This is a genomic window from Clostridium sp. MF28, assembly GCF_002969175.1.
GTDB lineage: Bacteria > Bacillota > Clostridia > Clostridiales > Clostridiaceae > Clostridium > Clostridium beijerinckii.
In genome coordinates this window covers 739,202-765,296 of sequence record NZ_CP014331.1, presented here as the reverse complement: position 1 = coordinate 765,296, position 26,095 = coordinate 739,202, and the positions used below count along the sequence as shown (strand labels likewise).

The window sequence follows — 26,095 nt, the reverse complement described above, 5'->3', positions numbered from 1 at the left end:
AATTAAAGGAAGGTGTTTTTATGGCAACATATATATTAAGTGGAATAATACTTTTGATTATAGTTTTTTCAGTTAGGAGCTTTATAGAAAAATTAAGATTTGGATGCTGTGGGGGAACTATAGAAAAGAGTACAAAGAGAAAGAAGATAAACAAAAAGGAGTTATCAGAGTATCAGATATCAAAGACTATATATATTGAAGGTATGACATGTGGAAATTGTGCTAATCATGTTGAAAATGCCCTTAATAGTTTGGACAATGTATATGCAAAGGTTGATTTAAAGAAGAACTTAGCAAATGTCAGAATGAAAATAGATATGAGTGAAGAAATACTAAAAGGTTCAATAAATAAGGCTGGATACAGTGTAAAATACATAGATTAAAATTAATATGAAGTTTGCAACAAGATAAGGGGACAAGTTAATATTTAATATAGAACACTTACAGAAATGTAGGTGCTTTTTTGATATAAAAACTTGAAATAAGATAGGTACAATATGGTAGATGAATTTATTTGAAGCACTAGTTCTCGTAAAATGATTGATAAATAAAATTACAATATAGAAATAATTGCGTCTTATAGAACAATAAACGTAACTGATGATACATACTATTTTTCAGTATTATGATATTATATTTTCCAAAAGATAGGATAGGAGAATTTTTATGACAAGATATGAAAAGCAGAGAAATTTTTTGAAATCTAATTTTAACGAATTCAAAAATATAAAAACTGATAAAATGAAAGGTATACCTCAGCCAGATAGTATAAAATCTTATGATTCACAATCTAAAATTGTTGTTTTACCAAGGGTAAGTGAAGAAACTGTAACGAATTCTAATATTTATAAGTGCATAGGTAATAGAAGAAGTACAAGGCTTTATGCTGAAAGGTCTATGAATCTTGAAGAATTGTCATATCTGTTATGGGCTACTCAAGGAATTACTGAAACTAATAAAGCTGGTTTAACTTTAAGAACAGTTCCTTGTAGTGGGGCAACGCATTCTTTTGAAACATATTTATTTATTATGAATGTTGATGGGATACAAAAAGGTATTTATAGATATCTACCAGTGGAGCATAAACTTTTATTCATGTTTGAATTAGATGAAATTGACAATAAAATAGATGAAATTACTTTAGAGCAGCCTTTTGTACCTAACTTTGCAAAGAAAGCTGCTGTGTTATTTGCTTGGAGCACGACTCCATATCGTTCAGAATGGAAGTTTGATATTACGGCGCATAAAAAGATTTTAATAGATGTTGGCCATGTATGCCAAAATCTTTATTTAGCAAGTGAATCGATTAAAGCGGGAGCATGTGCTATAGGTATTTATGATCAAAAGATGATAGATACACTTTTGGGGCTAGATGGAGATGAAGAATTTATTATATATCTTGCAGCTGTTGGAAAAAAGAAAGAATAAAAAGTTAAACCAGTGAGACATAAATGATATATCTCACTGGTTTTGTTTTAATTAGGTTTTTATATGTTTTCTGTGATTTTACTAATTCCTACTCTTGCGATAAATTCATTAAAAGTCTCATTCTCCAACTTGCTTTTTTCAAAGAAAGTTACTATTTTCTCAAGAACTATATGAACCTCAGTAGAGTTTACACGGTAGTTTAGATTTTCTGCAAACTGCCCGCCATTGTTTAATGTACCACCAAGCCATATGGTAAAGGCTTCCTCACAGCTATCTTCAGTTTTTATTAATGCACCTTGGAGGCTGATATCAGCTATATGTTTTTGTCCACAAGAATTAGGACAACCTGTAAAATGGATACGCAACGGTGTATCTAGTTTAATTTTAGAATCAAGATATTCGATCACTTCTTTAGCACGTTTTTTTGTTTCAACAATAGCTAAATTGCAGAATTCTTTACCCGTACAAGAAACTGTGTATCCTGTAAAAATACTTGGATTTGGAGAAAGTTGTTTAAATACATCTTTTTTTAATAGAGAAGGTATCTCTTCATCACTTATACCTGTAATAATTAAATTTTGTGATAGTGTAGTTCTAATTTTTCTATCTCCGTATTTTTCTGAAATATCGGCAAGTTCTAAAAGTTGATCACAAGTGATTTCTCCAAGTGGTAAACTAACACCAATATAGCTTTTGCCATCTTCATTTTGGGAATGTACTCCAAAATAATAAGATGCATTCCATGAAGCTAATTTATCATCACCTGAGCTTGGCATATCCCCAGTGAATTCTAATAATTTATTCTTGAATTTTTCTGCGCCCCAGTCAGCTACTAAAAATTTTAAGCGGGCACGAGTACGTTTTTCCCTATATCCATAATCTCTAAAAATAGTACATACACCTTCAGCAACCTTTAGCACATCTTCTGGTTTAACAAATATATCTAGTTTTTGTGCTAAATGAGGGCTTGCTGAAAGTCCTCCTCCAACCCATACGTGGAAACCAATTACGTCCTGATTATCAATTTTTTTTGTTGCTGGAGTAAAGGCAAGATCATTAATTTGTGCATGAGCTGCATTATGTATACTAGCTGATATTGATATTTTAAATTTTCTTGGTAGATTAGAAAAATCCTTGTTTAATAAGAAGAAATTATTAACTTGTTCTACAAGTTCAGTTGTATCCATAAGTTCATCTTTATCAATTCCAGCAAGAGGATTTCCAACTATCGTTCTAGGGCAATCGCCACAAGCCTCAAAAGGACTTAGGCCACAAGCTTCTAATCTTTCATAAATAGAAGGTAAATCTTCTACCTGAACCCAGTGAAGCTGTATAGCTCCTCTTGTAGAGACGTTTGCAATTCCACGTCCATAATCTTTAGCAATCCCTGCTAAAACTTTTGCTTGCTCTGAAGTCATTATTCCAGAATTAATACGAACTCTCATCATAAAGTATCCCTCTCTTGGCTTTTGTTCGTAAACGCCAGCCCATTTAAATCTATTCATATCTTTAGGCGTTATTGAATCATAACCTTCCTTCGAGTATTTGTCAATTATAGTTTCAATTACATCTAAGCCATCCTTTTCAAGTTTTATAATTTCTACGTCATTTAGTCTTTGATTTTTAGCCCAAATAGCTTCGTAAGACATATAGCTCCCTCCTTATCTTATTGCTCATTTTTAATATATCTGTATCCTTTGTTTATTCCATCCCCAAAATATAAAAGGTTATCAAATTTTGAAATATTTAATCTGTTTTCATCATCTAAATATTCCTTTGAAATAAGCCTGCCCTTTATAATTCCAAGAATATTAGTAATACCTGCATAGGCATCTTTTTCGATAACATCTGTTAAAGTACATTCTATAGTAATTGGGCATTCTTCAATGATTGGTGCGTTTACAATTTTAGATTTAGAATAAGTTAATTTGGTAGCGTCAAACTTTTGAACTTCATGACCAGATTTAGTTCCGCAAAAGCTAATTTCTTTCCTAAGTGAACTGTCAGGGATATTAATTACAAAATCACGAACTTCTTTAATTTGATTAATTGCATATCCTTTGCTACTAAATCCAAGAACTACCATATCTTTAAGGCTATAGGAAGATGAAAGAGTAGTTACATTTGGAAGACCATTTTTATCAAAAAAACTTATAAGAATTACAGGAAATCCGTAATACATTTTTTCATAGTTAACATTTATTTTTTCCATTTCTATATTCCTCCTAAAAACTTTGTTTATATAACTTTATAACATAAATGATAATGGTGCCGTGATATAAATCACTTAACTATTAACTAAAGAGGCCATTTTATAACTTTGAATATCTATAGCAACATCAAGACTAACGGATAATAGAACGAGAACAGGCTAACTTCAAGAGATGACTTTTCTGCATTATAAGCTGAAACAGTTGTAACAAAACTTACAACAACTAAATAAGAATATTTTACAACCTATAGATTTACAATTACTGAAAATTTAGCGAAATATGATTTAAATCACATTCTTTTTGAATATTTTAGCTTAAAATTGTATTAAGAAACAGAGTTGATCAATTGGTACTAGAAGTTTCCATCTAGCTAAGGGCATGAACGAAGAAGCAGGATATAAAAATAATACAATATATAATTTAAGAAAAATCGATATATTTGAAAGAATTTAGGAGTGAGCTGAATGAACCTATTTAGAAATAAGAAAATTAAAGATTTAGAAAATAAGCAATCAATTGATGGTGAAGAAACTATAATAAAGGCAAAAAAGTTGCACGATGATACTAGTAATTTTCTTCAGAAAACGAGTGGATTATTAGCGGGGATTGTAAAACAACATCATAGAGTAGATGATCAACATGACGTTTTAGGAAAGCTTGCTGATAAAGTAAAGGTACATATGAATGCGATTTCTAGTTTGACAGAAAATACTAATGACTTGACAGATAAATTATATCTTGAAGGGAATAATCTTATCGAAATTACAAAAGATACGGTTAATAAATCATATGAAGGCAAAAGTGCTATTGAGGAAATTGTCAAAGTAGTAAGATTTCTAGAAGATGAGAATAGGAATAATACTGAAAATATAAATGAATTGGCAAGACGGTTTAGTAAAGTTAATGAGGTTGTAAAGCTAATAACCAATATAGCAAATCAAACTAATTTACTGGCTTTAAATGCTGCAATAGAAGCAGCAAGGGCTGGAGAACAAGGGAAAGGATTTGCAATAGTTGCGGGTGAAATAAGAAATCTAGCAGAAATGACTAAGCAAAGTACTAAGGATATTTCGGCGTTAATTGGTAATATAGAAGATGAAACAAATATTGTTATAAATAATTCAGATAAATCTAAAGAAGTTATTGCTAAAGGGGTTAATGCATCAGTGAATGCGGCAGAAAAGATAGAAGAAAGCTTATCTTCTATAGGAAAAGTTGAGAAGGAAGTAAGGAAAGTAATAGAAATTTTAACAAATCAAAAACAACATATCGAAAATATGAATAAAGAAATAATAAATGTGGATGAAATTTTAAGAGTAACATCAAAAACTATAACAAATCACATAGAAGAGGCAAGTATTGTAGATAGGCAATTAGAAGAAATGAAAATGCAATTAGAATCTTATAGTTAAGAAAGGAATTTCATAGTATTTTTTTATATCATTTAGTAACTTCTGGAATTTTGTTCTTACTTTATAAGTTATACAAAAACGTAAATTTAATATAATAAGCTAAAGAATAAAAATATATGAACATTATTATACTACTAGACATATTTTATATTATAAAGATTTGCTCTCTAGTAATGAAATATTAAAGCTAAAAGAATATTAGAATAAAATTAATATTAATCAGGAGTGTGAATGTATTATGGCAAATTCATTAGTGTCTCCAAGAAGAATAACTGTTGAGGCAGGCGAAACTTTTTGTGTTAGAATCCGTTCAGTAAGTGAAGGATCCACAGGATATCATTGGGAACTTGTTTATGATATTCCTAATAATATAGAGTTTTTAAGTCAGGAATGGATACCAGATAGTAATGCAATTGGTAGTCCTGGAACAGCTGTATTTAAATTTAAAGCACTTTATTCAGAGAAAGCTTCTCAAAAATTAGTATTTGTTCAGATAGCACCTGATAGTACAATTGCCGATTCACTATCAGTAAGTGTACGTGTTATTCCAAGAAACGCTAATTGTTAATAATACTAGAGGTTATATCATAATAAATTTGATATAGCCTCTTCTTTTTATGTATTATGTTTAGTATAATTAAAAAAATGAATATTACGCAATAAAATTGACTCATAGTGCGTAGAAAAACGAGTACCTCAAAACAATTAGAAATTATCTTGAGACACCCATGTTAATTTAATATTAATGGAATTTGTTTATAAAATATATTAGCTTAATCCCATACCTTTTCTTTTTGCAATAATATGGGCTTCAATATTTTCAGCTACTTCAATAGGATTATCACCTAAAGCTATTTTACCACCAGTTACATCTTTTGCTTTTTCAGTCAAAAGTTCAACTAATTGAGGAGCACCGGTCATAAAAGGAGTAGGAGATAAATGAGTATAAGTACCATAAGCTAGTGCAAAAATTCCATCTATAGTTGCTTTTTGTTCCATCCATTCTGGAGCAGTAACAGCTATTGGAAGATCAGCTACATCAACATCTAAGTGATCTGCAAGAGCAGTAACTAACATTGAAATTCTTCCAGTATCTGTACAAGTACCAAAGCTTAATACTGGAGGTATTTTTAGCAAGTTACACACTTCTTTTAAACCTTCTCCAGCCATTTCATTTGCAGCTTCCACAGTACATAGTCCAGCTACTTCAAGAGCATGGTTTCCGCATCCGCCACTAACTACTAATATATCGCGTTTTATAAGTTCTTTTGTAAGGTTTATAGTCATAGAATCTTGAGGACCGTTTCTTAGAGTTGAGCAATTTGCAAGAGCTACAACTCCTTTAATTTTTCCAGCAGCTATTACATCTACTAATGGGTCAAGTTTGTTTCCAAGAGCACCTAAAACAGCTTCAGTTGAAAAACCAGCTATAGCTTTTTGAGTTTTCTTTGGAACTAATGGTTCAATTTTTCTTTCTTTTCTCTTTTTAAAGTTTTCAATAGCAAGTTCAATTAATTTATCTGCCATTTTATCAACTTCTGAAGGTTCATAAGGAATCTTATGTTCAATACCAGGTAAATCAATTATAGTACTTACAGATACTAAAGTGACTTGGTATTTTTCTGCGTACATATCTATGGCTGGAGGTGAACAATTTTCTTCCATTGCAAACACGTCAACAGTACCAGTAGCAAGTAATGGTTCTATAGTAAGCCAATTACCCATGTGACCTACAAAAACTTCATCCATTTCAAATCTTTGAAGTAATTCTTGACCTGTTTCTATAGAACCAACTATTCTAAGACCTTTTGCACCTGAAGCTTTTGCCATATCTTGAACTTCTTTTGTTCTTGCTTTTAATATTGTTGCAACTCCAGGCCAAGGTTGGTGACCGTTAAATACAACATTTACATAATCTGGGTCCATAATTCCCAAATCCATGTTAACTTCATGTGGAGTAGGAGTTCCAAATAGTATATCTTGAACCATTTCAAGCCCTATTTGAGTATTGTAAATTGTAGCGATTCCAAGTCTAAGAGCTTTCATTGCAAGTGAGACATGACTTCCATCTACGTTTGTAAGACAGCTGGCTACACAGTTTTGTTCTTCATGTACTGTACCTGCTGGATATATAGCTAATTTTTTCCATATTTCTTTTCTTTTCTTAGGGGCAAAAGCCTCAACCATAATATTTTTATCTTCTGTATCTATCTTTTGCTGATCTTCAAGCAAGACTGCTAAGTCGATTGCCATTTTGTTAACTTCTTGATTTGTATTGATTCCTACTTTTTCACACATCCATTTAAGTTTATCTACATCAGTAATTTTAAATGGAGTTTTTCCTTCTCCAGTAGCTTTTAAGGTTCTAAAAGCTTCATAAGCATGATGACTATATGTACCAGCCCCCATTATATTTTTTAGGAGAAAGTTTCTCATAGCCATAGCATTAGGGTCTATTCCGCAGACACCTTTTTCTTGGCCACCTTTTTCGTTAATTCTACAAGGACCATTTGAACAGAGTTGACAGCTTACCCCTTTAAGACAAAACGAACATCTTATCTTTTCTTGAGAAGCATATCTATCAAATACATTTGATAATTTATCAGCTCTTATTCTTTTTACCATCTCCTCTACAGAATCATGATAACTTACTCTTCCGTTAAATCCTTCTAATTCTTCTAGCATTTTTTCACTCACTAAAATTTCACTCCTTCAACTTTCCTATATGAAAGAAAATTAATAGAAATACAAGCATATTATTTTCTTTCATGCGTCTATTAATATCGATATTAACTTTTCCTATTTAGGAATTAATTATGTATATAATTTTTAAGTTTAAGGAGATATATGGCATGTGGAACTAATAGTTGGGATACAGGGAGCAGATGAATTTGTGATAAAGTAAAAGAAGCTAGAAATCTGGCTGATTTTGCTTTGTTTAAAACATAATATTATTTAGGAATTAAGTCTATTTGAATTATAATTCTGTCATTGGAATATATATTTTAAAATCTAAGTGCTACAAGCCCTAAGTATAATATACTAGGAAACTACGTATATTAAGGATTAAATTATACATTTTATAGAAATCATGAAGTGGAATTTAACAAATGGGAGGAATTAGAATGAAGAAACTTAGAGATGGAGTATATTGGGTTGGAGCAACTGATTGGAAAGTAAGACATATTCATGGAAATGAATTATCTACACATAGAGGAAGTACTTATAATTCATATCTTATTAAAGATGAAAAAACTGTTATTATAGATACTGTATGGGAACCTTTAACTGAGATGTTTCTTGAAAATTTGAGAGAGGTAACTGATATATCAAAGATTGATTATGTTGTTATGAACCATGGGGAACCTGATCATTCAGGAGCGTTACCTGCATTAATGGAGCATATTCCTAATGCAACAGTTTTTGTTTCTAAAAAAGGTTTAGAGTCAATACAGAAGCATTATCATAAGGAGTGGAATTTTAAGGTCGTTTCCACAGGGGAGAAGATAAATATAGGTAAAAATAATCTTGTATTTATAGAAGCTCCTATGCTTCACTGGCCTGATAGCATGTTTACATATCTTACTGGAGAAAATATATTGTTTTCTAATGATGCATTTGGACAGCATTATGCATCTTCGAGCATTTTTAATGATGAAGTAGATGAAACAGAAGTTAATCAGGAAGCTCTTAAATATTACGCAAACATACTTACTCCTTTTAGTAAACTGGTTACAAAAAAAATAGACGAACTTAAAAAACTTGGAGTACCTGTAGATATGATAGCTCCAGCTCATGGCATCATTTGGAGAAAAGATCCAATGATGATAGTGGAGAAATATTATGAGTGGGCAGCTGGAAAATCAAATAAAAGTGTAGTGGTTGCATATAATTCAATGTGGGGGGCTACTCATAAAATGGCTGAATTTATAGGCAAAGGCCTAGGAGAAGCAGGGGTAGAATATAAAATATTTAATGTCGCAACTTCAGATAAAAGTGATATATTAGCCGAAGTTTTTAAATCAAAGGGAATAATACTAGGATCATCAACAGTTAATAGTGGAATTTTAACGTCTTTATTACCTCTTATTGAAGACTTAATTGGATTGAAGTTTAATGAGAAAGTAGGTGCAGCTTTTGGAAGCTATGGATGGGGTGGAGAATCAACAGATATTCTTACAAACTATTTAACAAAGGCTAAAATTAAAGTTGTTGAAGATGGATTAAAGTTTAAATATATGCCAAATGATGACGAACTTGAAGAGTGCATAGCCTTTGGAAAGAATTTTGGTCAGAAAGTGTTAGAAGAATTTTAAATATTAATAATAGTTTGATTAAATAGTGGGTGAGACACATATACTAAGCAAATAAATGTTATATTTAATATCAAAAGGATCTTAGGAAAGAAAGGCTGTTTTGTGCCTAATCTCACAAGATCCTTTTGATGTAGATTATAGATGAAAAATATCTACGGCAACTTTGGGCACTTTATTTCTTTTCATGCGCCTTATTTTAAATTGCACTAAACAATAAATCACTAGTATAGGTAACTATTCTATCAATGCTCTTTAGGTTGTCTTCTTTTGATGAAAATCTAATTCTTAGAGGTAATTCTATATCAGTCATACCAGTAGATTTAATTATATCAGAAGTATTTAATGATCTTAAATTAGTTTTATTTAAATAGTCTTGTATAACCTCTATAGCCTCTCCACTCCAGCCATAAGAACCAAATGCTGCGCCTAGCTTGTTTTCTAAATTTAGAGTTTTAAGATTCTTTAGTACCTCTTCCATATTTCCAATCATGTCACCATATTTAGTTGAGCTGCCAAAGAAGATTGCGTCAGCTTCATTAATAGCATTCATTATATTATCCATTGCATCTTTATTTACATCAATAATATTTGAAGTTATATTTTGCTCTTCAAACTTTTCTTTAAAAATGCCTGCAATCTTTTTTGTATTACCTGTCATAGTAGAGTATAGAATAAGTGCTTTTTTATCTAGCTCTGTATTTTTGCTCATATTATCATAAATATCTATAAAGCTTTGGACTTCATCTCTAATAATAAATCCATGAGAAGGAGCTATCATCTTTATATCTAAATCTTTGATTTTTTCAATCATTTCTTGAACATATCTTCTGTGAGGATGCATTATCAATTTATAATAAGTAATAAAGTCTTCCTTTATGTCTACTTGAGCTAAGTCATTGAAGTATTCATAATTGGCTACATGAGTACTGAAAATATCACAAGGAAATAAAATTTTATTATCTTCGCAATAAGTTATCATAGTTTCTTCAGTATGAAGATATGGTGTTTGTATAAATTTAAGAATTTTGCCTCCTATATCTAAAGTATCACCATCACTTACAACCAAAAATTCTCTATTATGAAGCCTGTACATCTCTTTAAGTTCATTTACAGCCGGCTCTGTGCATACAATTACAGCATTTTTTGCTTTGGCTGCTAAGCTTCCAAGGGCACCAGAATGATCAGGTTCTGTATGATTAATTACAATATATTTAATTCTATTAAGTTCAATCTTATTATTTAAGTTTTGTACAAATTCTCTTCCAAAACTCATATCAACAGTATCAATTACTGTAGGCTTTTCTGTCATTAATAAATAACTGTTATAAGTAGTTCCTTTAGTTAAAGTTAACCTATGAAAAGGCACATCTCTATCATCTACTTTACCAACCCAAAATATATTTTTACCTAGCATAATGTTTTGTTCCATAATATAAAACCTCCATAATTTGTGTTTATTTTTATATTTCAATTAGTTTTCTAAGTTGTTGTCTTTCGATGATTTTATTTTATATCCATATCAATTATAAAAATATGATTCAAATCAAAATATTAAGATTAAGTTTTCATGAGTTTTTTATTATAATGATACTAAGGAGAATATTACTTGAGTGGTTTTAGTTAGAATTAAATATACACGGGACACAACTTAAAGTAAGATAGTATTTGTAGATATATCTTATAGATAGGAGGATTTGTTATGAATATTCACTGTGGTAATTGCTGCAATAATTGTAGGGGAGGACTTTGTGCTAGTAAGGTTCCAATATTTGAAAATTTAAATAGAGACGAATTAGTGGAGATTGTAAATAAAATTAATCATAAAGAATTCAGTAAAGGCGATGTTATTTTTACTGAAGGTAATATAGCTAATACACTTTATTTTATAAATGAAGGAAAAATAAAATTATATAAATATACTAAGGATGGTAAGGAACAGATACTACATATACTTTCAGAAGGAGATTTCTTTGGGGAATTAGAACTTATAAAACCATCTAAATATGGATTTAATTCTAAAGCTATAGAGGATGCTAAAATATGTACTCTTACTAAGGAGGAAATGAAAGATATAATGATGAAGAATCCTGAGATTGGAATAAAGGTATTAGAAACAGTAGGAGAGAGATTATCAAAAGTTGAAAATCTTGTTCAGAATTTAGCAACTAACGATGTTGACTCAAGAATGGCTTATTTAATTATAGAGCTTATGGAGAAGTATGGAGAAAATGTTGAAGGTAATATTTCTGTAAAACTACCCATATCAAGGGAAGATATGGCGAGTTATATTGGGGTGACGAGGGAGACCATAAGCAGGAAATTAAAGAAATTAGAAGATGAAAATCTAATAAAAATAATAGGAACAAAAACAATAATCATTATAGATGAAGAAGGCTTGAAGAACTATATATAAAATAAATATTCATTATTGCTTATTAATGTAATAATGAATATTTATTTTTATATAGATTCAAACTTGCGTATATCAGATTTTTTCTTGATTTGATTTCAATCACATTTTATTTAAATTAATAAAGTTATACTTATATCAAGAAATAGATAAAAAATAAATTTTTAGGAGAAAAGTGATTGGAGGAAGTTATATGAAAATTGTATATTTTAGTCAAACAGGAAATACAGAAAAAATGGCAAACTTAATTCTAGAAGGAATAGAATCAGAGGGGAAGAAAGCCGAATTAGTTGAAGTATCAAATACAACACTTGATGATGTTAATAATGAAGAAATACTTATTTTAGGATGCTCAGCTTATGGATCAGAAGAATTAGATGAAAGTGAAATGGAACCTTTTGTTAAATCATTAGAAGGAAGTTTGCAAGGAAAGAAAGTTGCTCTTTTTGGTTCATGGGGATGGGGCAATGGTGAATGGATGACAGAATGGGAAAAGAGAATGGAGTCATATGGTGCTATATTAATAAGCGAAGGTTTAACCGTGCAGGAATCTCCTGAAGGTGAAGATGAAGACAAATGCAGAGATTTTGGAAAATTAATAGCAAAATAGGAATAACAAAAACCATGCAATAAGGAGATTTATCTCACTTATTGCATGGCTTTTAATTTTATACAGTGGTTTTATGCATTTTACAATAGAACAATTTATTGTCCAACTTCAAAGTTTAGCCTAATATTTGTTTTAAATCCTCATCAGGAGTACTGATTGGTTTAAGATCGAAATTATCAACTAAGAAATTTAATACATTAGGAGTTAAGAAAGCAGGTAAGCTTGGCCCGATATACATTCCTTTTACGCCTAATGAAAGTAATGCTAGTAAATCACATACAGCTTTTTGTTCATACCAAGACAATACTATTGATAAAGGTAAATCATTAACTGTACAGTTAAATGCATCAGCTAAAGCTAAAGCTATTCTAACTGCTGAGTATGCATCATTACATTGTCCAACATCAAGCAATCTTGGAAGTCCTGCAACTTCACCAAATTGTAATTTGTTGAAACGATATTTTCCACACGCTAAAGTAAGAATAATACAGTCACTTGGAATTTTTTCAGCAAACTCTGTATAATAATTTCTTCCAGGCTTTGCACCATCACATCCACCAATTAAGAAGAAGTGCTTAACTTTTCCGTCTTTAACTGCATTAATAATTGTTTCAGCATGACCTAAGGTTGCCTTATGCCCAAAGCCTACTAAAATTTCTTTAACTTCTTCGTCTTCTGTGAAACCACCAAGTTCAAGTGCTTTATTTATTATTTCAGAGAAATCCTTATATCCATTTTCATCTTTTTCAATATGTTTAATACCATCAAATCCAACAACACTTGTTGAGAATATTCTATCTATATAAGAATCTTTTGGTCTCATTAAGCAGTTTGTTGTCATTAAAATACAACCAGGTATATTATCAAATTCTTTTTGTTGATTTTGCCATGCACTTCCGAAATTACCCACTAAATGAGGATATTTGTTTAATTCAGGATATCCATGTGAAGGTAACATTTCGCCATGAGTATAAATATTTATTCCTTTACCCTCAGTTTGCTCAAGTAACATTTCTAGATCTCTTAAATCATGTCCAGAAACTACTATGAATGGACCTTTTTTAATATTTACATTAACTTTTGTAGGTGATGGAGAACTATAAGTAGTATTATTAGCATTATCTAAAACTTCCATAATCTTAACACTCATAGTACCTGTTTCCATTGCAAGTTTAATCAAATCTTCAAGATTTAAACTATCATCAGCTAAAGCTGCTAAAGCCTTAAAATAGAAGTCATTTACTTCATCGCTAGTATATTTTATAAATCTAGCTTGATGAGAATAAGCAGCGATTCCTTTTAAACCATATTTTATAGTTTCTCTAAGAGAACGAATATCTGGATCTAAGTTTTCATCGTACATTATTCCAGCTTTTTCAGCATCTTCAAGTATAGATTCTTTAGAATCACTTAGGTTGTACAGCGCTTCAGGAGAGGTGATATTTTCAGATTTAACCTTTGCTCTTAAAGACTCTTTAATTTCTTGAGACTTTTTAAGTTGAATAAGGTGAGCCTTAGGGTCAAAATTAACATTAGTTAATGTCATAAATAAAGAATCTTCAACAAAAGAGGCTACCGATGTGTCAACCTTTTCATTTTTATTTAAAAGTTCTTTTGCGTAAACACTTATTCCTTTTAATTGATAAATCAATAAATCTTGCATTGCTGCAATTTCAGGTGTTTTACCACACACACCTATTTTAGTACATCCCTTACCCCCAGCAGTTTGTTCACATTGATAACAAAACATTTTTTCTACCATAATAAAAACTCCTCTCATATTTACATAATATAATGCTACGGATATATTATACAATAAATTGGATAAAAATAAAATATAATAATATAATTTTCATAAAAATGTAAAAATAACCACAATAAATAACGAATTTTTGTCAAAATTTTGATTACAATTTAAAAAATGTGTGATGTTTTGCTGATTCTTCTAGGAGAAATTCCGAAGTTATTTATTTAAATAATAATACTATCGAAAGGAATTAAATCTTATAAAGTTAAGGATTGGAAATAGAGTATAGCATTTTTAAATTATTATAATCATATACTTTAGCTGTAGAAATGATTGAACGCATTTGCAATCTAAAACCAGTACATAATTTAGCTTATATTAATGATAATTATTATAGAAAATGAAAAGTTCTAATTTTTTAATAAGTTGAAAGAAGTAATAAATTATGGAGGAATTAAATTGACTAGTGGAAAAGTATGTCCACTTACAAAAGCTAAGATTCATACGTCAAAGAGACTTGCAAACGATGTTGTAGGAATGCTAAAAGATAAAAAGTCTAAAAAGATGAATGCTATATGGCTTGAAGTGACAGGATGTTCAGGAAATATAATTTCCTTACTTAATAGTGAAAATCCTGGGCTTTATGATATTTTAACTGACATGTTGAATTTTACTTATAACAACACACTTATGGGATTAGAAGGGCAGCTTGCTTTTGAAAAGTTTTTAGAAACACAAGATACAGAGTTTATATTATTAGTGGATGGGGCAGTTTCAACAAAAGAAAATGGGCGTTATAACATTGTAGCAAATTATAATGGGACAAATATCACAGCATTAGATGCAATACAATTAGCTGGCGGAAAAGCGAAATATGTTGTAGCAGTAGGAACTTGCGCCTCTCATGGGGGAATATCAGCTGCAAAACCAAACCCTTCAGAAAGTAAAAGTGTACAGGAAGTTTTAAATCGTGAAGTTATTAAACTACCAGGTTGTCCTTGCCATCCAGATTGGGTAGTAGGAACTTTAGCACATTTGATTGGTTATGGTGTACCTGCATTAGATAGTGAGGGAAGACCATTACTTTTCTATGGAGTTACAATTCATGATAATTGTACGAGGCGAGGATTTTTTGATCAAGGTATATTTGCACAAAAGTTTGGAGATGAAGGCTGCATGATCAAACTAGGATGTAGAGGGCCTGTCACAAAAACTGATTGCCCAAGGAGAAAATGGAATGGATACGTTAACTGGCCTATTGGAGATAATACAAATTGTATTGGGTGTGCAAATGCGCAATTCCCAGATGGAATGGAACCTTTTGTAAAGTATTAGGCACATGAAATAAAATAGTGGACAAGTATACTGATCAATTGTTTTATTTCATGTACCACAAGGAGGAGTTATGGGCAAAACAATAACTATAGATCCGGTAACAAGAATCAGTGGTTTTTTGGAAATAAAAGCAGAAGTAGAAGGGAATACAATTGCTAAAGCAAATGCAAGTGGACTACTCTTTAGGGGATTCGAAAAAATGTTAATAGGAAGATCACCTTTAGATGCTGTATATTTTACAGAGAGAATTTGTGGAATATGCTCTACTGCTCATTCAATGGCTTCTACTTTAGCGTTAGAAGATGCATTAAAAGTAACAGTTAGTTTAAATGATAATTATATTCGAGATATTTTACATGGCTTTGAATTTATACAAAACCATTTAAGACATTTTTATCTTCTGTCTATGCCAAGTTATGTAAAAATATCAAACATAAAATTAATAGAAGAACAACAATATACTGATTATAGACTACCAGATAAAATAAACAAAAAAATAGAAGAGGATTATGTAAAAAGTATTGAACTCAGTAGATTAGCTCATGAAGGATTAGCACTTCTAGGAGGAAAAGCTCCTCATAACCATGGTATTTTTGTAGGTGGAGTTACGGTGAATATAGATGCGTATAAACTAGAAAAAGTAAAAAGTATTATTAGAAAAATAGAATCTTTTGTAAAAAATATAATGAAAGAAGATGTAGAGATAATTTCTAAATATTACTCTGACTATTTAAAAAAAGGACAATCTTATCCATATTTTATGACTTATGGAGTATTTGATAAATATGAAGATCCTGAGATTACTTATGTTAAGTCAGGAGTAATGAAGGATAATGTAAAATATCCTTTGGAAACAGATAAAATCACAGAGCAAATCCATTATTCGTGGTATAAAAAGGACGAAGGGCTGGAAGAAGTAGATTTATCTAAATTAGATGCGTACACTTTTATAAAAGCTCCCCGTTATTTAGGACTTCCTATGGAAGTTGGTCCTTTAGCAAGGTTAATAGTGAGTGGACAATACACAAATGGACATTCATGTATGGATAGAAATATAGCAAGGGTATTGGAAACAGAAAAGATTATAGGAATAATGAATAAGCTTATTGAAAGAGTAGAACTAAGACCTAATAATCAAAAAACTTATAATATTCCAGAAAAAGCTTATGGTGCAGGCTTAACTGATACTACTAGAGGTGCTCTCGGTCATTGGATTGAAATAGATAAAAATGTTATTAATCATTATAATATCATAACACCAACCGTATGGAATTTATCACCTAAGGATGAATCAAATCTTCCTGGAACTATAGAAGGAGCCTTGATTGGAACTAAGTTAAACAATATTAGAGAGCCTATAGAAATCGGTCGTATTGTAAGATCATTTGATCCATGTGTATCTTGTGCAACTCATTTGATTGGATCAGCAGGTGATACAGAAATAGTAGAGGTTTTGGTGTAAAAATATATGCATAGATAAACAAGTTAAAAATCATACTTATGTGATAACTCGCCGGAAGAATGAATACTCTGTTGTTTCGGTTACTGGAGAATACAGCTGTGGATTTCTAATAGCAGAAGTTGCACCCACTGTTGCATGCTCCTGAGGGAAGCTCATGACAAGCAACAGGAACAACTTCTGCTAAAGAAATACCTACAGCGATATTCTCAGATGAAACACTACACAAAAGAGTATTCATTCTTTCTAGTGTGGAATACATTTTAAAGTACAAATTTGGATCGAAATTCGTTTATCTATAGAAAGTGGAGAAATATATATTATGGTAAACTCTAATATTAAAGTGATTGCGATTGGAAATGTTTTAATGAGGGATGATGGTATAGGAATTGAAGTAGCAAAAAAGATAGAAAAGAAGCTTTTAGAAAAGAATATTAAAGTTATTTATGGAGAAACCGATGTTCAATACAGTATTGCCAGTGTAAAAGAAGATGACTATATATTTATTTTAGATGCTGCATATTATGGAAAGAGTCCAGGTGAAATCACTTGTTTTCAGTTAGATGATTTTGTTTCTAAGAAAAAGGGATATTCCCAGCATAGTTATAATTTCTTGGATTTATTAAAACTTTTTTATCCTGGTGCTAAAGGGCAAATTTATGGAATTGAAGTTAATGATGTTGGAATTGGCTTGGGATTGAGCGAAGAATTACAAGATAAATTGGAAGGAATTTCTAAAAAAATTTTGGATGAAATAGAAATAAATATACTTAATTTATAGTCAAAAAATAAATGAAGGGATAGTGAAAAATATGCATGATACTATTTTATTAAGTAAGATTTCAGAAGAATTAAAGAATATATGTGAAACTAATAATATTAATAAAGTTAAAACATTCACTGTTATTGTAAATCACAGAAGTCATGTTAATGAGGAGAATCTTTATGAACATCTTCAGAATTTTAATTCAAAGTTAGTTGGAAAATGGACAAAAGTTAATGTACAGAGGGAAGATATACAGGATCAAACAGCAATTCTTAAAAGCATTCAAGGCGAACAAAATGAAAATTAGAAGTCTATATTGGAAACTCGATATTATCCCAATATATCGTTAGATAGGATCAGGGTGAAAATCAGAACAAGGGTCTGTCACTCTAGTAATGCATTATACAATATATTGAGTTTGCCTTTTTGTATACAAAACAGTATATATAATGAAAATTACTTAATGCGATAGCTCATAACATATAAATAGAGAAGGTCTTTAATATATGAGATATATAGTAAAAATTTACGGAATTGTTCAAGGGGTAGGATTCCGTCCATTTGTATATGAAAAGGCAAGGGACTTTAAAATTCGTGGATCTGTTCAAAATATAGGTGGTGCCGTAGTAATTGACTGTTTAGGTGAGAGGGAAAACATAAAACGGTTTATGTTTAATGTTATAAAAAGACCTCCCAGTATTGCAAGAATAGAAAAGGTTCAATGTACGTTAATTAAAAACGATTTAAGTACTACTCCATATTCCAGCGAAAACAAATTTATAATTAAAGAAAACATTGATCAAAAATTTGTTATTAGGGAAAGTACTAAACAAAATAATGAAATGAGATTTGTTTCACCTGATATAGCAGTTTGTGATGAATGTTTAGAAGATATTCGAAGTAAAGGAAACCTTCGTTATAAATATGCTTTCACAAATTGCACTCAGTGTGGACCTAGGTATTCAATTATCAAGGCTTTGCCATATGACAGACAGAATACTACTATGAAAGAATTTTATATGTGCGAGGAATGTAAAGACGAATATGAAAATCCACTCAGTAGGAGATTTCACGCGCAACCAAATTGCTGTGAAAATTGTGGACCTAAACTCTTTTTAACAAATAATCATGGAGAACAAATTAAGTGTGAAGATCCTATTAAAGAAACTATTTCACTTATTGAGGAAGGAAAAATATTGGCGATTAAGGGAATCGGAGGATTTCATCTGGTTTGTGATGGAAGAAATGAGCAAGCTATTAATTTGCTTAGAAGTAGAAAACAAAGGAAAGATAAACCATTAGCTTTGATGGCAAAGGATATTGGAATTGTTAAAGGGATTTGCTATATATCTGATAAAGAAGAGGAAGTAATAATCAGTAATAAGAGACCTATTGTAATTTTAAAGAAGAAATATCCTTTTGTATTACCAGAGGCTATAGCACCAAAGCAGAATAGTTTAGGAGTAATGCTTCCGTATACTCCCCTTCATTATCTATTATTTAATGAAAAGTTAGATCTTTTAGTTATGACTAGTGGAAATATAAGTAGCATGCCAATGGAATATAAAAATGAAGAAGCACTAAAACATTTAAATACAGTGGCAGATTATTTTCTGATGAATGACAGGGAGATTTACGTCCAAGTTGATGATTCTGTTGTAAAAGTCATAGGGGAAGTAGAAAAGGTTATTCGTGGTGCAAGAGGATATAGGCCTTATTCATTAAAAACAGGAGTTGAAAATGATATTATAGCAGTTGGAGGGCAGCAGAAAAGTACTATTTGTGTTTCTAAAAATGGATACGCATATTTAAGTCAGTATTTAGGTGATTTAGGAGAATTTAATTGTTATAAGAATTTTAAATATGTACTAAAACATTTTTGCAATTTATTTGATATTAATGAAGAAGTATTGGCATGCGATATGCATCCAGCATACTCAAGTACTAAATATGCAAAGGAAAAGAAAATGAGAAAAATAGAAGTACAGCATCATCATGCTCATATGGTTAGCTGCATGGCTGAACATTCTATTTATGATTCTGTAATTGGAATTATATTTGATGGTACTGGATTTGGACTTGATGGATCAATATGGGGTGGCGAATTTTTGGTTGGAAATCGAAGAGTATTTAAAAGAGCAGGGCAATTGAAATATGTAAATCTCCAAGGAGGAGAACAAGCTATAAAAGAACCTTGGAGATGTGCTTCAAGTTATTTATATGCTTTAGGTTATGATCCAGAAAAAATAATTCAAGGAGTAGATAATGAAAAAATTAAAGTAGTTAAACAAGCTTTAGATTCAAAAATAAATTGTTTTTTATCTTCAAGTGTTGGAAGATTGTTTGATGCAGTAGCAGCCTTATGCGGAATCAGAAACAGTATATCTTATGACGGACAGGCAGCAATAGAATTAGAAAATATTATTGATTATAAAATTAAAGAAAGTTATTTATGGGATATTAAAGAGGCAAATGGTATTTTTAATATTCAATACAAAAGCATTATTAAAGGAATCTTGGGGGATATTCAGAAAAAGGAATTGATTTCTAAGATATCGTCTAAATTTCACAACTCACTTATTAAAGCTTCATGTGATTTAGTTTGTAAGCTTAGAGAAAAGGAGCATATAGATAAAGTTGTTCTTAGTGGTGGTGTTTTTGAAAACCATTATCTTTTAAAAGGAATATATATAAATCTGATTAAGCAAGGATTTAAAGTGTTTTATAATGAACAAATCCCAACTAATGATGAGGGAATTTCTTTTGGCCAGCTCCATGTGGCAAATGCAATTATTGAAAAGAAATAATATATTTAAATTTGTTATGTATATTTTTCATAAGACTAAGAAGCAAAGTGAATTCATATTGTATTTACTAAGTTAATCTACTAATGCTATGTTAGAAAAATAGGTTGTCAGATTGATTTACGATTTTTATAAGTGTGAATAAAGAAGGAAGGTAAGTTTATGTGTCTTGCAATTCCAGCACAAGTTAGAAGCATAGATAACTATAGTGCAATAATGGATATTATGGGATTAGAGAGTAGAATTAATATTCAGCTTATTGAAGAACTAAAAGTGGGAGATTATGTTTTAGTTCATGCAGGCTGTGCTATTCAAAAGATTGACAAGGATTATTTTGAAGAATTACAAAGTATATTTCAATCAATACTTAATAGCGAGGAAAAAGTATGAATAAAGAAATTTTGATTAAAAATATTCTTAATGAAATTCAAAAGTCTCAAGTCAAAAAGTTTAATGTCATGGAAGTTTGTGGAACTCATACTCAGGCACTTTCAAAACTTGGAATTAGACAATTGGTTAATCCTAATATAAATTTACTGTCAGGACCAGGATGTCCAGTTTGTGTTACTCCAGAAGATTATATAGATGCAGCTATAGAATTACTTAAGAATTCAAATGTGATTTTAAGTACTTTTGGAGATATGATTAAAGTAAATGGAAGTAGAGAGAATTTAATTAAGCAAAGAGAAAAAGGAAAAGATATTAAAATATTATATTCACCTTTAGATTCAATAGCACTTGCAGAAGAAAATAAAGATAAGGAAATAGTTTTTCTTGGAGTAGGCTTTGAAACTACAACTCCCATAATTGCTTTAGCTGTAAAGATAGCACAGGAAAAAAATATAAGAAATATTTCATTTTTAATAGGAATGAAAAGAATGGAGCCAATACTCCATTACATACTTAAGCAGCCTAATCACAATATAAATGGATTAATGTGTCCAGGGCATGTAGCAGCAGTAAAGGGATCAGATTATTTTAAATTTATTGTAGAGGAATATAATATTCCGGCAGTAATTGCAGGTTTTGAAGCTCTAGATATTGCTAGTGCTTTATATTTTTTAACGAAAGAACAAAATAAAACTGAAAAAAGTTTCGAAAATCTATATAAAACTTGTGTAAGCCAAGAAGGAAACAAAAGAGCAAATGAATTAATGAGTAAAGTATTCACATATTGCGAACATGAATGGAGAGGAATAGGAGTTATTAAAGATTCTGGATTTACTTTGAGGGAGAAATATAAAAAGTATGATGCTTCTGAAAGATTTGGAATAAATTTAAGTAAGACTTCTGAGAAAAACTATATTAGAACTTGTGCATGCAGTGAAATTTTATTGGGGAAGAAATTACCTAATAAATGCGAGCTTTTTGGAAAAGGTTGTACACCAGAGCATCCAATAGGACCTTGTATGGTATCTACGGAGGGATCTTGCTCTATTTTTTATAAGTATGGGGGAGTGAAATAAATGAATGAAATGATTAAGCTTATTCATGGTGATGGAGGAAAGCATACAAAAATATTAATTGAGCAGCTTTTTTACAAATATTTTAATAACAATATTCTTTTACAAGAACAAGACTCAGCAACATTTACAGCAGTACAAGGAAAAATGGCTTTTACTACAGATTCTTTTGTGGTAAAGCCACTGTTTTTTCCTGGGGGAAACATAGGAAAGCTTGCAGTTTGTGGTACTATTAATGATTTAGCTGTATCTGGAGCAAAGCCCTTTTGTTTAAGTTCGAGTTTTATAATTGAAGAAGGATTTTCAATGCAAAGCCTTGAAGAAATTGTTAATTCTATGGGGCAAACTTGTTTAGAATGTGGAGCTAAGATAGTAACAGGAGATACAAAGGTAGTTGAAAGAGGAAGTGTAGATGGAATATTCATTAATACTAGCGGAATCGGATATATAATTAACGGATATGAAGTAAAACCTATTGAAGAAGGAGATAAAATTATAGTAACTGGGGGAATTGGTGAGCATGGAACAACAATTGCAGTAGAGAGATATAACTTAAAAGTCAAAGGAGACTATAAAAGTGATTGTGCACCACTATTTCCTTTTATAGAAGAACTTAAGGAACAGTTTCCTTCTATAAAAATAATGAGGGATGCAACTCGAGGCGGATTAGCCACTGTATTGCATGAATTTTCTTCACTTTGTAAACTTGGAATACACCTAATAGAAAAGGAAATTCCGATTAGTGAAAGCGTTAAGGCTATAAATAATCTTTTAGGATTAGATCCATTATATATGGCGTGTGAGGGGAGAATGGTACTAGTTGTTAAAGAAACCGAAGCTGAAAAAGTATTAGATATAATTCACTCACTTGATCAAGGAAAAGGAGCTAGAATTATAGGTGAATTTGTTAAAGAGTCTAATCAGAACATATTTATAGAAAACGGATTTGGTGGAAAGAGATTATTATCGTCTTTAGAGGGAAGTATGTTGCCTAGAATATGCTAAGGTGCGTAAATAAGAAATAACATAATAATGATTTTAATTTTGTAAATATGATAATATGGAGTAAAACTGCTATAGATAATTAATATTATTTATAGCAGTTTTACTTGTTTCTATATTTTGCTTTAATGGGTTTGTATAAAAGTATATGTATATTATTTATTATTATGATATTTTATGGTGAAAAGTAAAAAATATGAAAAATTATATTGACAATTCAGATAAAAATGGTTAGAATTAAAAACAACAAAACACACTAACCCTATAGGGAATATGTAATAAAGTCTTTTTATTATATATAAAGGGAGGACTTTTAATGATAGAGTTGAAAAATATACAAAAAATATTTAATAAAAAGGGCGTAAAAGTAGAGGCTTTAAAGGGCGTCAATTTACAAGTTGATAAAGGAGATATTTTTGGCGTTATTGGATTTAGCGGAGCGGGAAAAAGTACGTTAATAAGGATGGTAAATTACTTAGAACAACCTACTTCAGGCGAAGTGATTGTTGATAATAAAAATTTGGGAAAGCTTACAACTAAAGAACTTCGTGAGGTTAGGAAACAGATAGGAATGATATTTCAACATTTTAATTTACTTGAGTCTAAGAATGTTTTTGAAAATATTGCTATTCCTCTTGTATTAAATCATAGAACAAAGGATGAAATTGAAAGCAGGGTAAATGAACTATTAGAGTTTGTTGGACTTGAGGATAAAGCTAAAGCTTATCCTAGTGAATTATCAGGAGGTCAAAAGCAAAGAATTGGTATAGCGAGAGCACTTGCTACTAATCCATTAATACTTTTATGTGATGAGGCAACTTCAGCATTAGACCCTCAGACTACAGGATCTATATTGCAGCTGCTTAAGAAAATAAATAGAGAGTATAATATAACAATTTTAATGATTACTCATGAAATGGCTGTAATTAGAGAAGTTTGTAATAAAGTAGCTGTTATGGAAAATGGAGAAATTATTGAACAAGGCAATCTATTGGAGGTATTTGGTAATCCTAAAGAACAAACGACAAAGAATTTTGTTAAGACTGTTGTGCATGACGAGGTACCACAAGTTATATTGGATGAAATTAATAGTGAAGATGAGAATAGCAAAGTCTTAAAACTTAAATTTATAGGTGAAAATTCAAAGAAGGCTATACTTGCAGAAGCATGTAGTGAATTTAATGTACAGCCAAATATATTATTTGCTAATGTTACAGAATTACAGGGGAATATACTTGGGCATCTTATTGTGGAATTAAAAGGTGAAAAAGAAGATATAGAAAATGCTAATAAATATATGAAAGATAGAAAAGTTGGAGTTGAGGAGGTTTTGATATGACAACAATAACAGGACCGCAGATTATTAAGGCTATTATTGAAACTTTACAAATGGTAAGTGTGTCGCTTTTGATTGGCTCACTTTTGGGAATTCCACTTGGAATATTACTTGTTATTACTAATAAGGGAGGAATTATAAAAAACAAGGCTGTATATTCAGCACTAAATAATGTGATTAATATTGTTCGTTCAGTACCATTTATAATTTTGCTTGCAGCAATTGTTCCATTTACAAGACTTATTGTTGGGACCTCAATTGGAACTAAAGCAGCAATTGTTCCACTTATAATATATATAATTCCTTATATTGCAAGGCTTATAGAAAATTCTTTGCTGGAAGTTAATGATGGAATAATTGAAGCAGCAGAGTCAATGGGAGCAACGCCAGTACAAATAATATGGCACTTTCTTTTGCCGGAGGCAATGGGATCTTTAATATTATCGCTAACAACAGCAACAATTGGATTAATCGGAGCAACTGCAATGGCAGGAACCATCGGAGCAGGTGGAATAGGTGATGTAGCTATTTCTTATGGATATCAAAGATTTGATACAAAAGTAATTCTTATTACTGTAATAATATTGATAATTTTCGTACAATCTATTCAGAATTTTGGAAATAAATTAGCTAGAAAGGTAAGAAGGCATTAACAAATAGCATGCCAATTATTATAAATTTATAAGAATAAATAGAATGGTTATACCTTTAAATGCCAGTGAAACCATAGGAAATATAAAAATAGAACTAAATAATCAATAAGTTAGGAGAATAAAAATGAAAAAGAATATAGTTACTAAAATTATTATAGGTTTAACAACAAGCTTGTTTGCATTAGGGTTAGCAGGATGCGGAAACAGTGGAAGTACTGATACAAAAGCTACGGAAAAGAAGGATTTAACAATAGGAATATCTCCTGGACCATATAGTGAGCTATTTACAAGCGCTGTTAAGCCTATATTAGAGAAGAATGGTTATACAATTAAAGAAGTGAATTTTTCTGATTTGAGACAAGCTGATGTGGCATTAACAGAAGGAAGTATTGATTTTAATGTAGATCAACACAGTGCATATGCAAATAATTTCAATAAAGAAACTAACAATAAGCTAACTCCAATTACTCCTATTCCAACAGTTCCAGCAGGAATTTTTTCGAATAAGCATACTTTAATTGACCAAGTAGCTAAAGGTCAAAAAGTAGCAATTCCTAATGATCCATCAAATACAGCAAGAGCTTTTAGACTTCTAAAAAAAGCTGGATGGATTAAGTTAAAGGAAGATGCAAATCCAACAACATTAACTATAAATGATGTAAGTGAAAATACTTACAATCTTGATATAACACTAATGGATTCAGCACAAATTCCACGTGCATTAGATGATATAGACTTTGCAGTACTTCCTGGAAGTATGGTTTACGCATCTAAAATAGATCCTTCAAAATCATTATTATCAGAAGATGTTAGTAAAGAATTACAACTTCAAGTAGTTGTTGATGAAAAGAATAAGGATAGTAAATGGGCAAATGATATAGTAGAGGCATATAAATCTAAGGAGTTCAAAGATTATATGGCAGAACACAATAAGAATAATTACTGGTTCATACCAGATGAAATAAAGTAAGACAGTTTTATATAAGCAATTATATATTGATATTTAATATTAAAAGGTTACTCTGATTAATTTTTTTTAAAGAGTAGCCTATATATTTATTGAATATGAAATTATAGAATATTACTAACTTGAAAGACCGATGAAATTACGATTAGTAGATCTATTATAAAAGGAGGGAAT

The 26,095-nt window shown here is 30.6% G+C and carries 23 protein-coding genes; 18 read left to right on the top strand and 5 right to left on the bottom strand.

Annotated features, from left to right (window positions below; translation table 11 throughout):
- The first annotated feature begins 20 nt into the window (after window positions 1-20).
- Window positions 21-383, top strand: a complete 363-nt coding sequence (locus AXY43_RS03220) for a heavy-metal-associated domain-containing protein (protein ID WP_031275995.1) — start codon at window positions 21-23, stop codon at window positions 381-383.
- A gap of 283 nt (window positions 384-666) precedes the next feature.
- Entirely contained in the window at window positions 667-1,428 is a 762-nt protein-coding gene (locus AXY43_RS03215) for a SagB/ThcOx family dehydrogenase (protein WP_105410968.1), read from the top strand.
- Window positions 1,429-1,487: 59 nt separating this feature from the next.
- Here AXY43_RS03215 and AXY43_RS03210 read toward each other — a convergent pair whose 3' ends face one another.
- The gene (locus tag AXY43_RS03210; protein WP_105410967.1) at window positions 1,488-3,077 is read right to left on the bottom strand and encodes a nitrite/sulfite reductase; all 1,590 of its coding nucleotides are present in this window, start codon (window positions 3,075-3,077) and stop codon (window positions 1,488-1,490) included.
- 17 nt (window positions 3,078-3,094) lie between these two features.
- Window positions 3,095-3,640, bottom strand: coding sequence for a flavin reductase family protein (locus tag AXY43_RS03205; protein WP_023975469.1), 546 nt, complete (start codon window positions 3,638-3,640; stop codon window positions 3,095-3,097).
- Between the two features lie 465 nt (window positions 3,641-4,105).
- On the opposite strand from AXY43_RS03205, the gene AXY43_RS03200 reads away from it, so the two are divergent.
- Together AXY43_RS03200 and AXY43_RS03195 are read left to right on the top strand one after the other, a co-directional pair.
- The gene (locus tag AXY43_RS03200; RefSeq protein WP_105410966.1) at window positions 4,106-5,053 is read left to right on the top strand and encodes a methyl-accepting chemotaxis protein; all 948 of its coding nucleotides are present in this window, start codon (window positions 4,106-4,108) and stop codon (window positions 5,051-5,053) included.
- A 238-nt stretch (window positions 5,054-5,291) separates the two neighbouring features.
- Window positions 5,292-5,621 carry a protease inhibitor I42 family protein gene (locus AXY43_RS03195; RefSeq protein ID WP_017209212.1) on the top strand — a complete coding sequence of 110 codons (330 nt, stop codon included), beginning with the start codon at window positions 5,292-5,294 and terminating at the stop codon, window positions 5,619-5,621.
- A gap of 200 nt (window positions 5,622-5,821) precedes the next feature.
- Here AXY43_RS03195 and cooS read toward each other — a convergent pair whose 3' ends face one another.
- Window positions 5,822-7,750 (bottom strand): anaerobic carbon-monoxide dehydrogenase catalytic subunit, encoded by a 1,929-nt coding sequence (gene cooS / locus AXY43_RS03190; RefSeq protein ID WP_105410965.1) that lies wholly within the window; start codon window positions 7,748-7,750, stop codon window positions 5,822-5,824.
- 428 nt (window positions 7,751-8,178) lie between these two features.
- On the opposite strand from cooS, the gene AXY43_RS03185 reads away from it, so the two are divergent.
- On the top strand, window positions 8,179-9,369 hold the full coding sequence (locus AXY43_RS03185) for a flavodoxin domain-containing protein (protein WP_023975465.1): 1,191 nt from the start codon (window positions 8,179-8,181) through the stop codon (window positions 9,367-9,369).
- 196 nt (window positions 9,370-9,565) lie between these two features.
- On the opposite strand, the gene AXY43_RS03180 is transcribed toward AXY43_RS03185, so the two are convergent.
- On the bottom strand, window positions 9,566-10,798 hold the full coding sequence (locus AXY43_RS03180; RefSeq protein WP_039771534.1) for an FprA family A-type flavoprotein: 1,233 nt from the start codon (window positions 10,796-10,798) through the stop codon (window positions 9,566-9,568).
- 270 nt (window positions 10,799-11,068) lie between these two features.
- On the opposite strand from AXY43_RS03180, the gene AXY43_RS03175 reads away from it, so the two are divergent.
- Both AXY43_RS03175 and AXY43_RS03170 read left to right on the top strand, forming a co-directional pair.
- Window positions 11,069-11,782 (top strand): Crp/Fnr family transcriptional regulator, encoded by a 714-nt coding sequence (locus tag AXY43_RS03175; RefSeq protein WP_039771532.1) that lies wholly within the window; start codon window positions 11,069-11,071, stop codon window positions 11,780-11,782.
- Between the two features lie 190 nt (window positions 11,783-11,972).
- On the top strand, window positions 11,973-12,389 hold the full coding sequence (locus AXY43_RS03170) for a flavodoxin (protein ID WP_105410964.1): 417 nt from the start codon (window positions 11,973-11,975) through the stop codon (window positions 12,387-12,389).
- 115 nt (window positions 12,390-12,504) lie between these two features.
- Here the strand turns inward: AXY43_RS03170 and hcp are convergent, their stop codons facing one another.
- Window positions 12,505-14,151 (bottom strand): hydroxylamine reductase, encoded by a 1,647-nt coding sequence (hcp, locus tag AXY43_RS03165; protein WP_105410963.1) that lies wholly within the window; start codon window positions 14,149-14,151, stop codon window positions 12,505-12,507.
- Window positions 14,152-14,595: 444 nt separating this feature from the next.
- Here hcp and AXY43_RS03160 point away from each other — a divergent pair, with 444 nt between their 5' ends.
- From AXY43_RS03160 to AXY43_RS03110, 11 genes are all read left to right on the top strand, one after another.
- Window positions 14,596-15,471 (top strand): hydrogenase small subunit, encoded by an 876-nt coding sequence (locus AXY43_RS03160; protein WP_105410962.1) that lies wholly within the window; start codon window positions 14,596-14,598, stop codon window positions 15,469-15,471.
- 70 nt (window positions 15,472-15,541) lie between these two features.
- On the top strand, window positions 15,542-16,933 hold the full coding sequence (locus AXY43_RS03155) for a nickel-dependent hydrogenase large subunit (protein WP_105410961.1): 1,392 nt from the start codon (window positions 15,542-15,544) through the stop codon (window positions 16,931-16,933).
- A 319-nt stretch (window positions 16,934-17,252) separates the two neighbouring features.
- Window positions 17,253-17,711, top strand: a complete 459-nt coding sequence (locus AXY43_RS03150; protein WP_051144828.1) for a hydrogenase maturation protease — start codon at window positions 17,253-17,255, stop codon at window positions 17,709-17,711.
- Window positions 17,712-17,742: 31 nt separating this feature from the next.
- Window positions 17,743-18,003 (top strand): hypothetical protein, encoded by a 261-nt coding sequence (locus AXY43_RS03145; RefSeq protein WP_039771525.1) that lies wholly within the window; start codon window positions 17,743-17,745, stop codon window positions 18,001-18,003.
- Between the two features lie 199 nt (window positions 18,004-18,202).
- Window positions 18,203-20,503 carry a carbamoyltransferase HypF gene (hypF, locus tag AXY43_RS03140; RefSeq protein ID WP_105410960.1) on the top strand — a complete coding sequence of 767 codons (2,301 nt, stop codon included), beginning with the start codon at window positions 18,203-18,205 and terminating at the stop codon, window positions 20,501-20,503.
- Window positions 20,504-20,662: 159 nt separating this feature from the next.
- Window positions 20,663-20,890 (top strand): HypC/HybG/HupF family hydrogenase formation chaperone, encoded by a 228-nt coding sequence (locus tag AXY43_RS03135; protein ID WP_023975572.1) that lies wholly within the window; start codon window positions 20,663-20,665, stop codon window positions 20,888-20,890.
- Window positions 20,887-21,966, top strand: coding sequence for a hydrogenase formation protein HypD (gene hypD, locus AXY43_RS03130; protein ID WP_023975571.1), 1,080 nt, complete (start codon window positions 20,887-20,889; stop codon window positions 21,964-21,966). Before AXY43_RS03135 ends, hypD begins: the two co-directional genes overlap by 4 nt.
- Window positions 21,967-22,968, top strand: a complete 1,002-nt coding sequence (gene hypE, locus AXY43_RS03125; protein ID WP_023975570.1) for a hydrogenase expression/formation protein HypE — start codon at window positions 21,967-21,969, stop codon at window positions 22,966-22,968.
- Between the two features lie 313 nt (window positions 22,969-23,281).
- Window positions 23,282-24,304 carry a methionine ABC transporter ATP-binding protein gene (locus tag AXY43_RS03120; protein ID WP_105410959.1) on the top strand — a complete coding sequence of 341 codons (1,023 nt, stop codon included), beginning with the start codon at window positions 23,282-23,284 and terminating at the stop codon, window positions 24,302-24,304.
- Window positions 24,301-24,954 carry a methionine ABC transporter permease gene (locus AXY43_RS03115; protein WP_105410958.1) on the top strand — a complete coding sequence of 218 codons (654 nt, stop codon included), beginning with the start codon at window positions 24,301-24,303 and terminating at the stop codon, window positions 24,952-24,954. The genes AXY43_RS03120 and AXY43_RS03115 overlap by 4 nt, the downstream gene beginning before the upstream one ends.
- Before the next feature lie 124 nt (window positions 24,955-25,078).
- Complete coding sequence (locus AXY43_RS03110; RefSeq protein WP_105410957.1) at window positions 25,079-25,924, top strand: MetQ/NlpA family ABC transporter substrate-binding protein; 846 nt, start codon at window positions 25,079-25,081, stop codon at window positions 25,922-25,924.
- The last annotated feature ends 171 nt before the right edge of the window (window positions 25,925-26,095 follow it).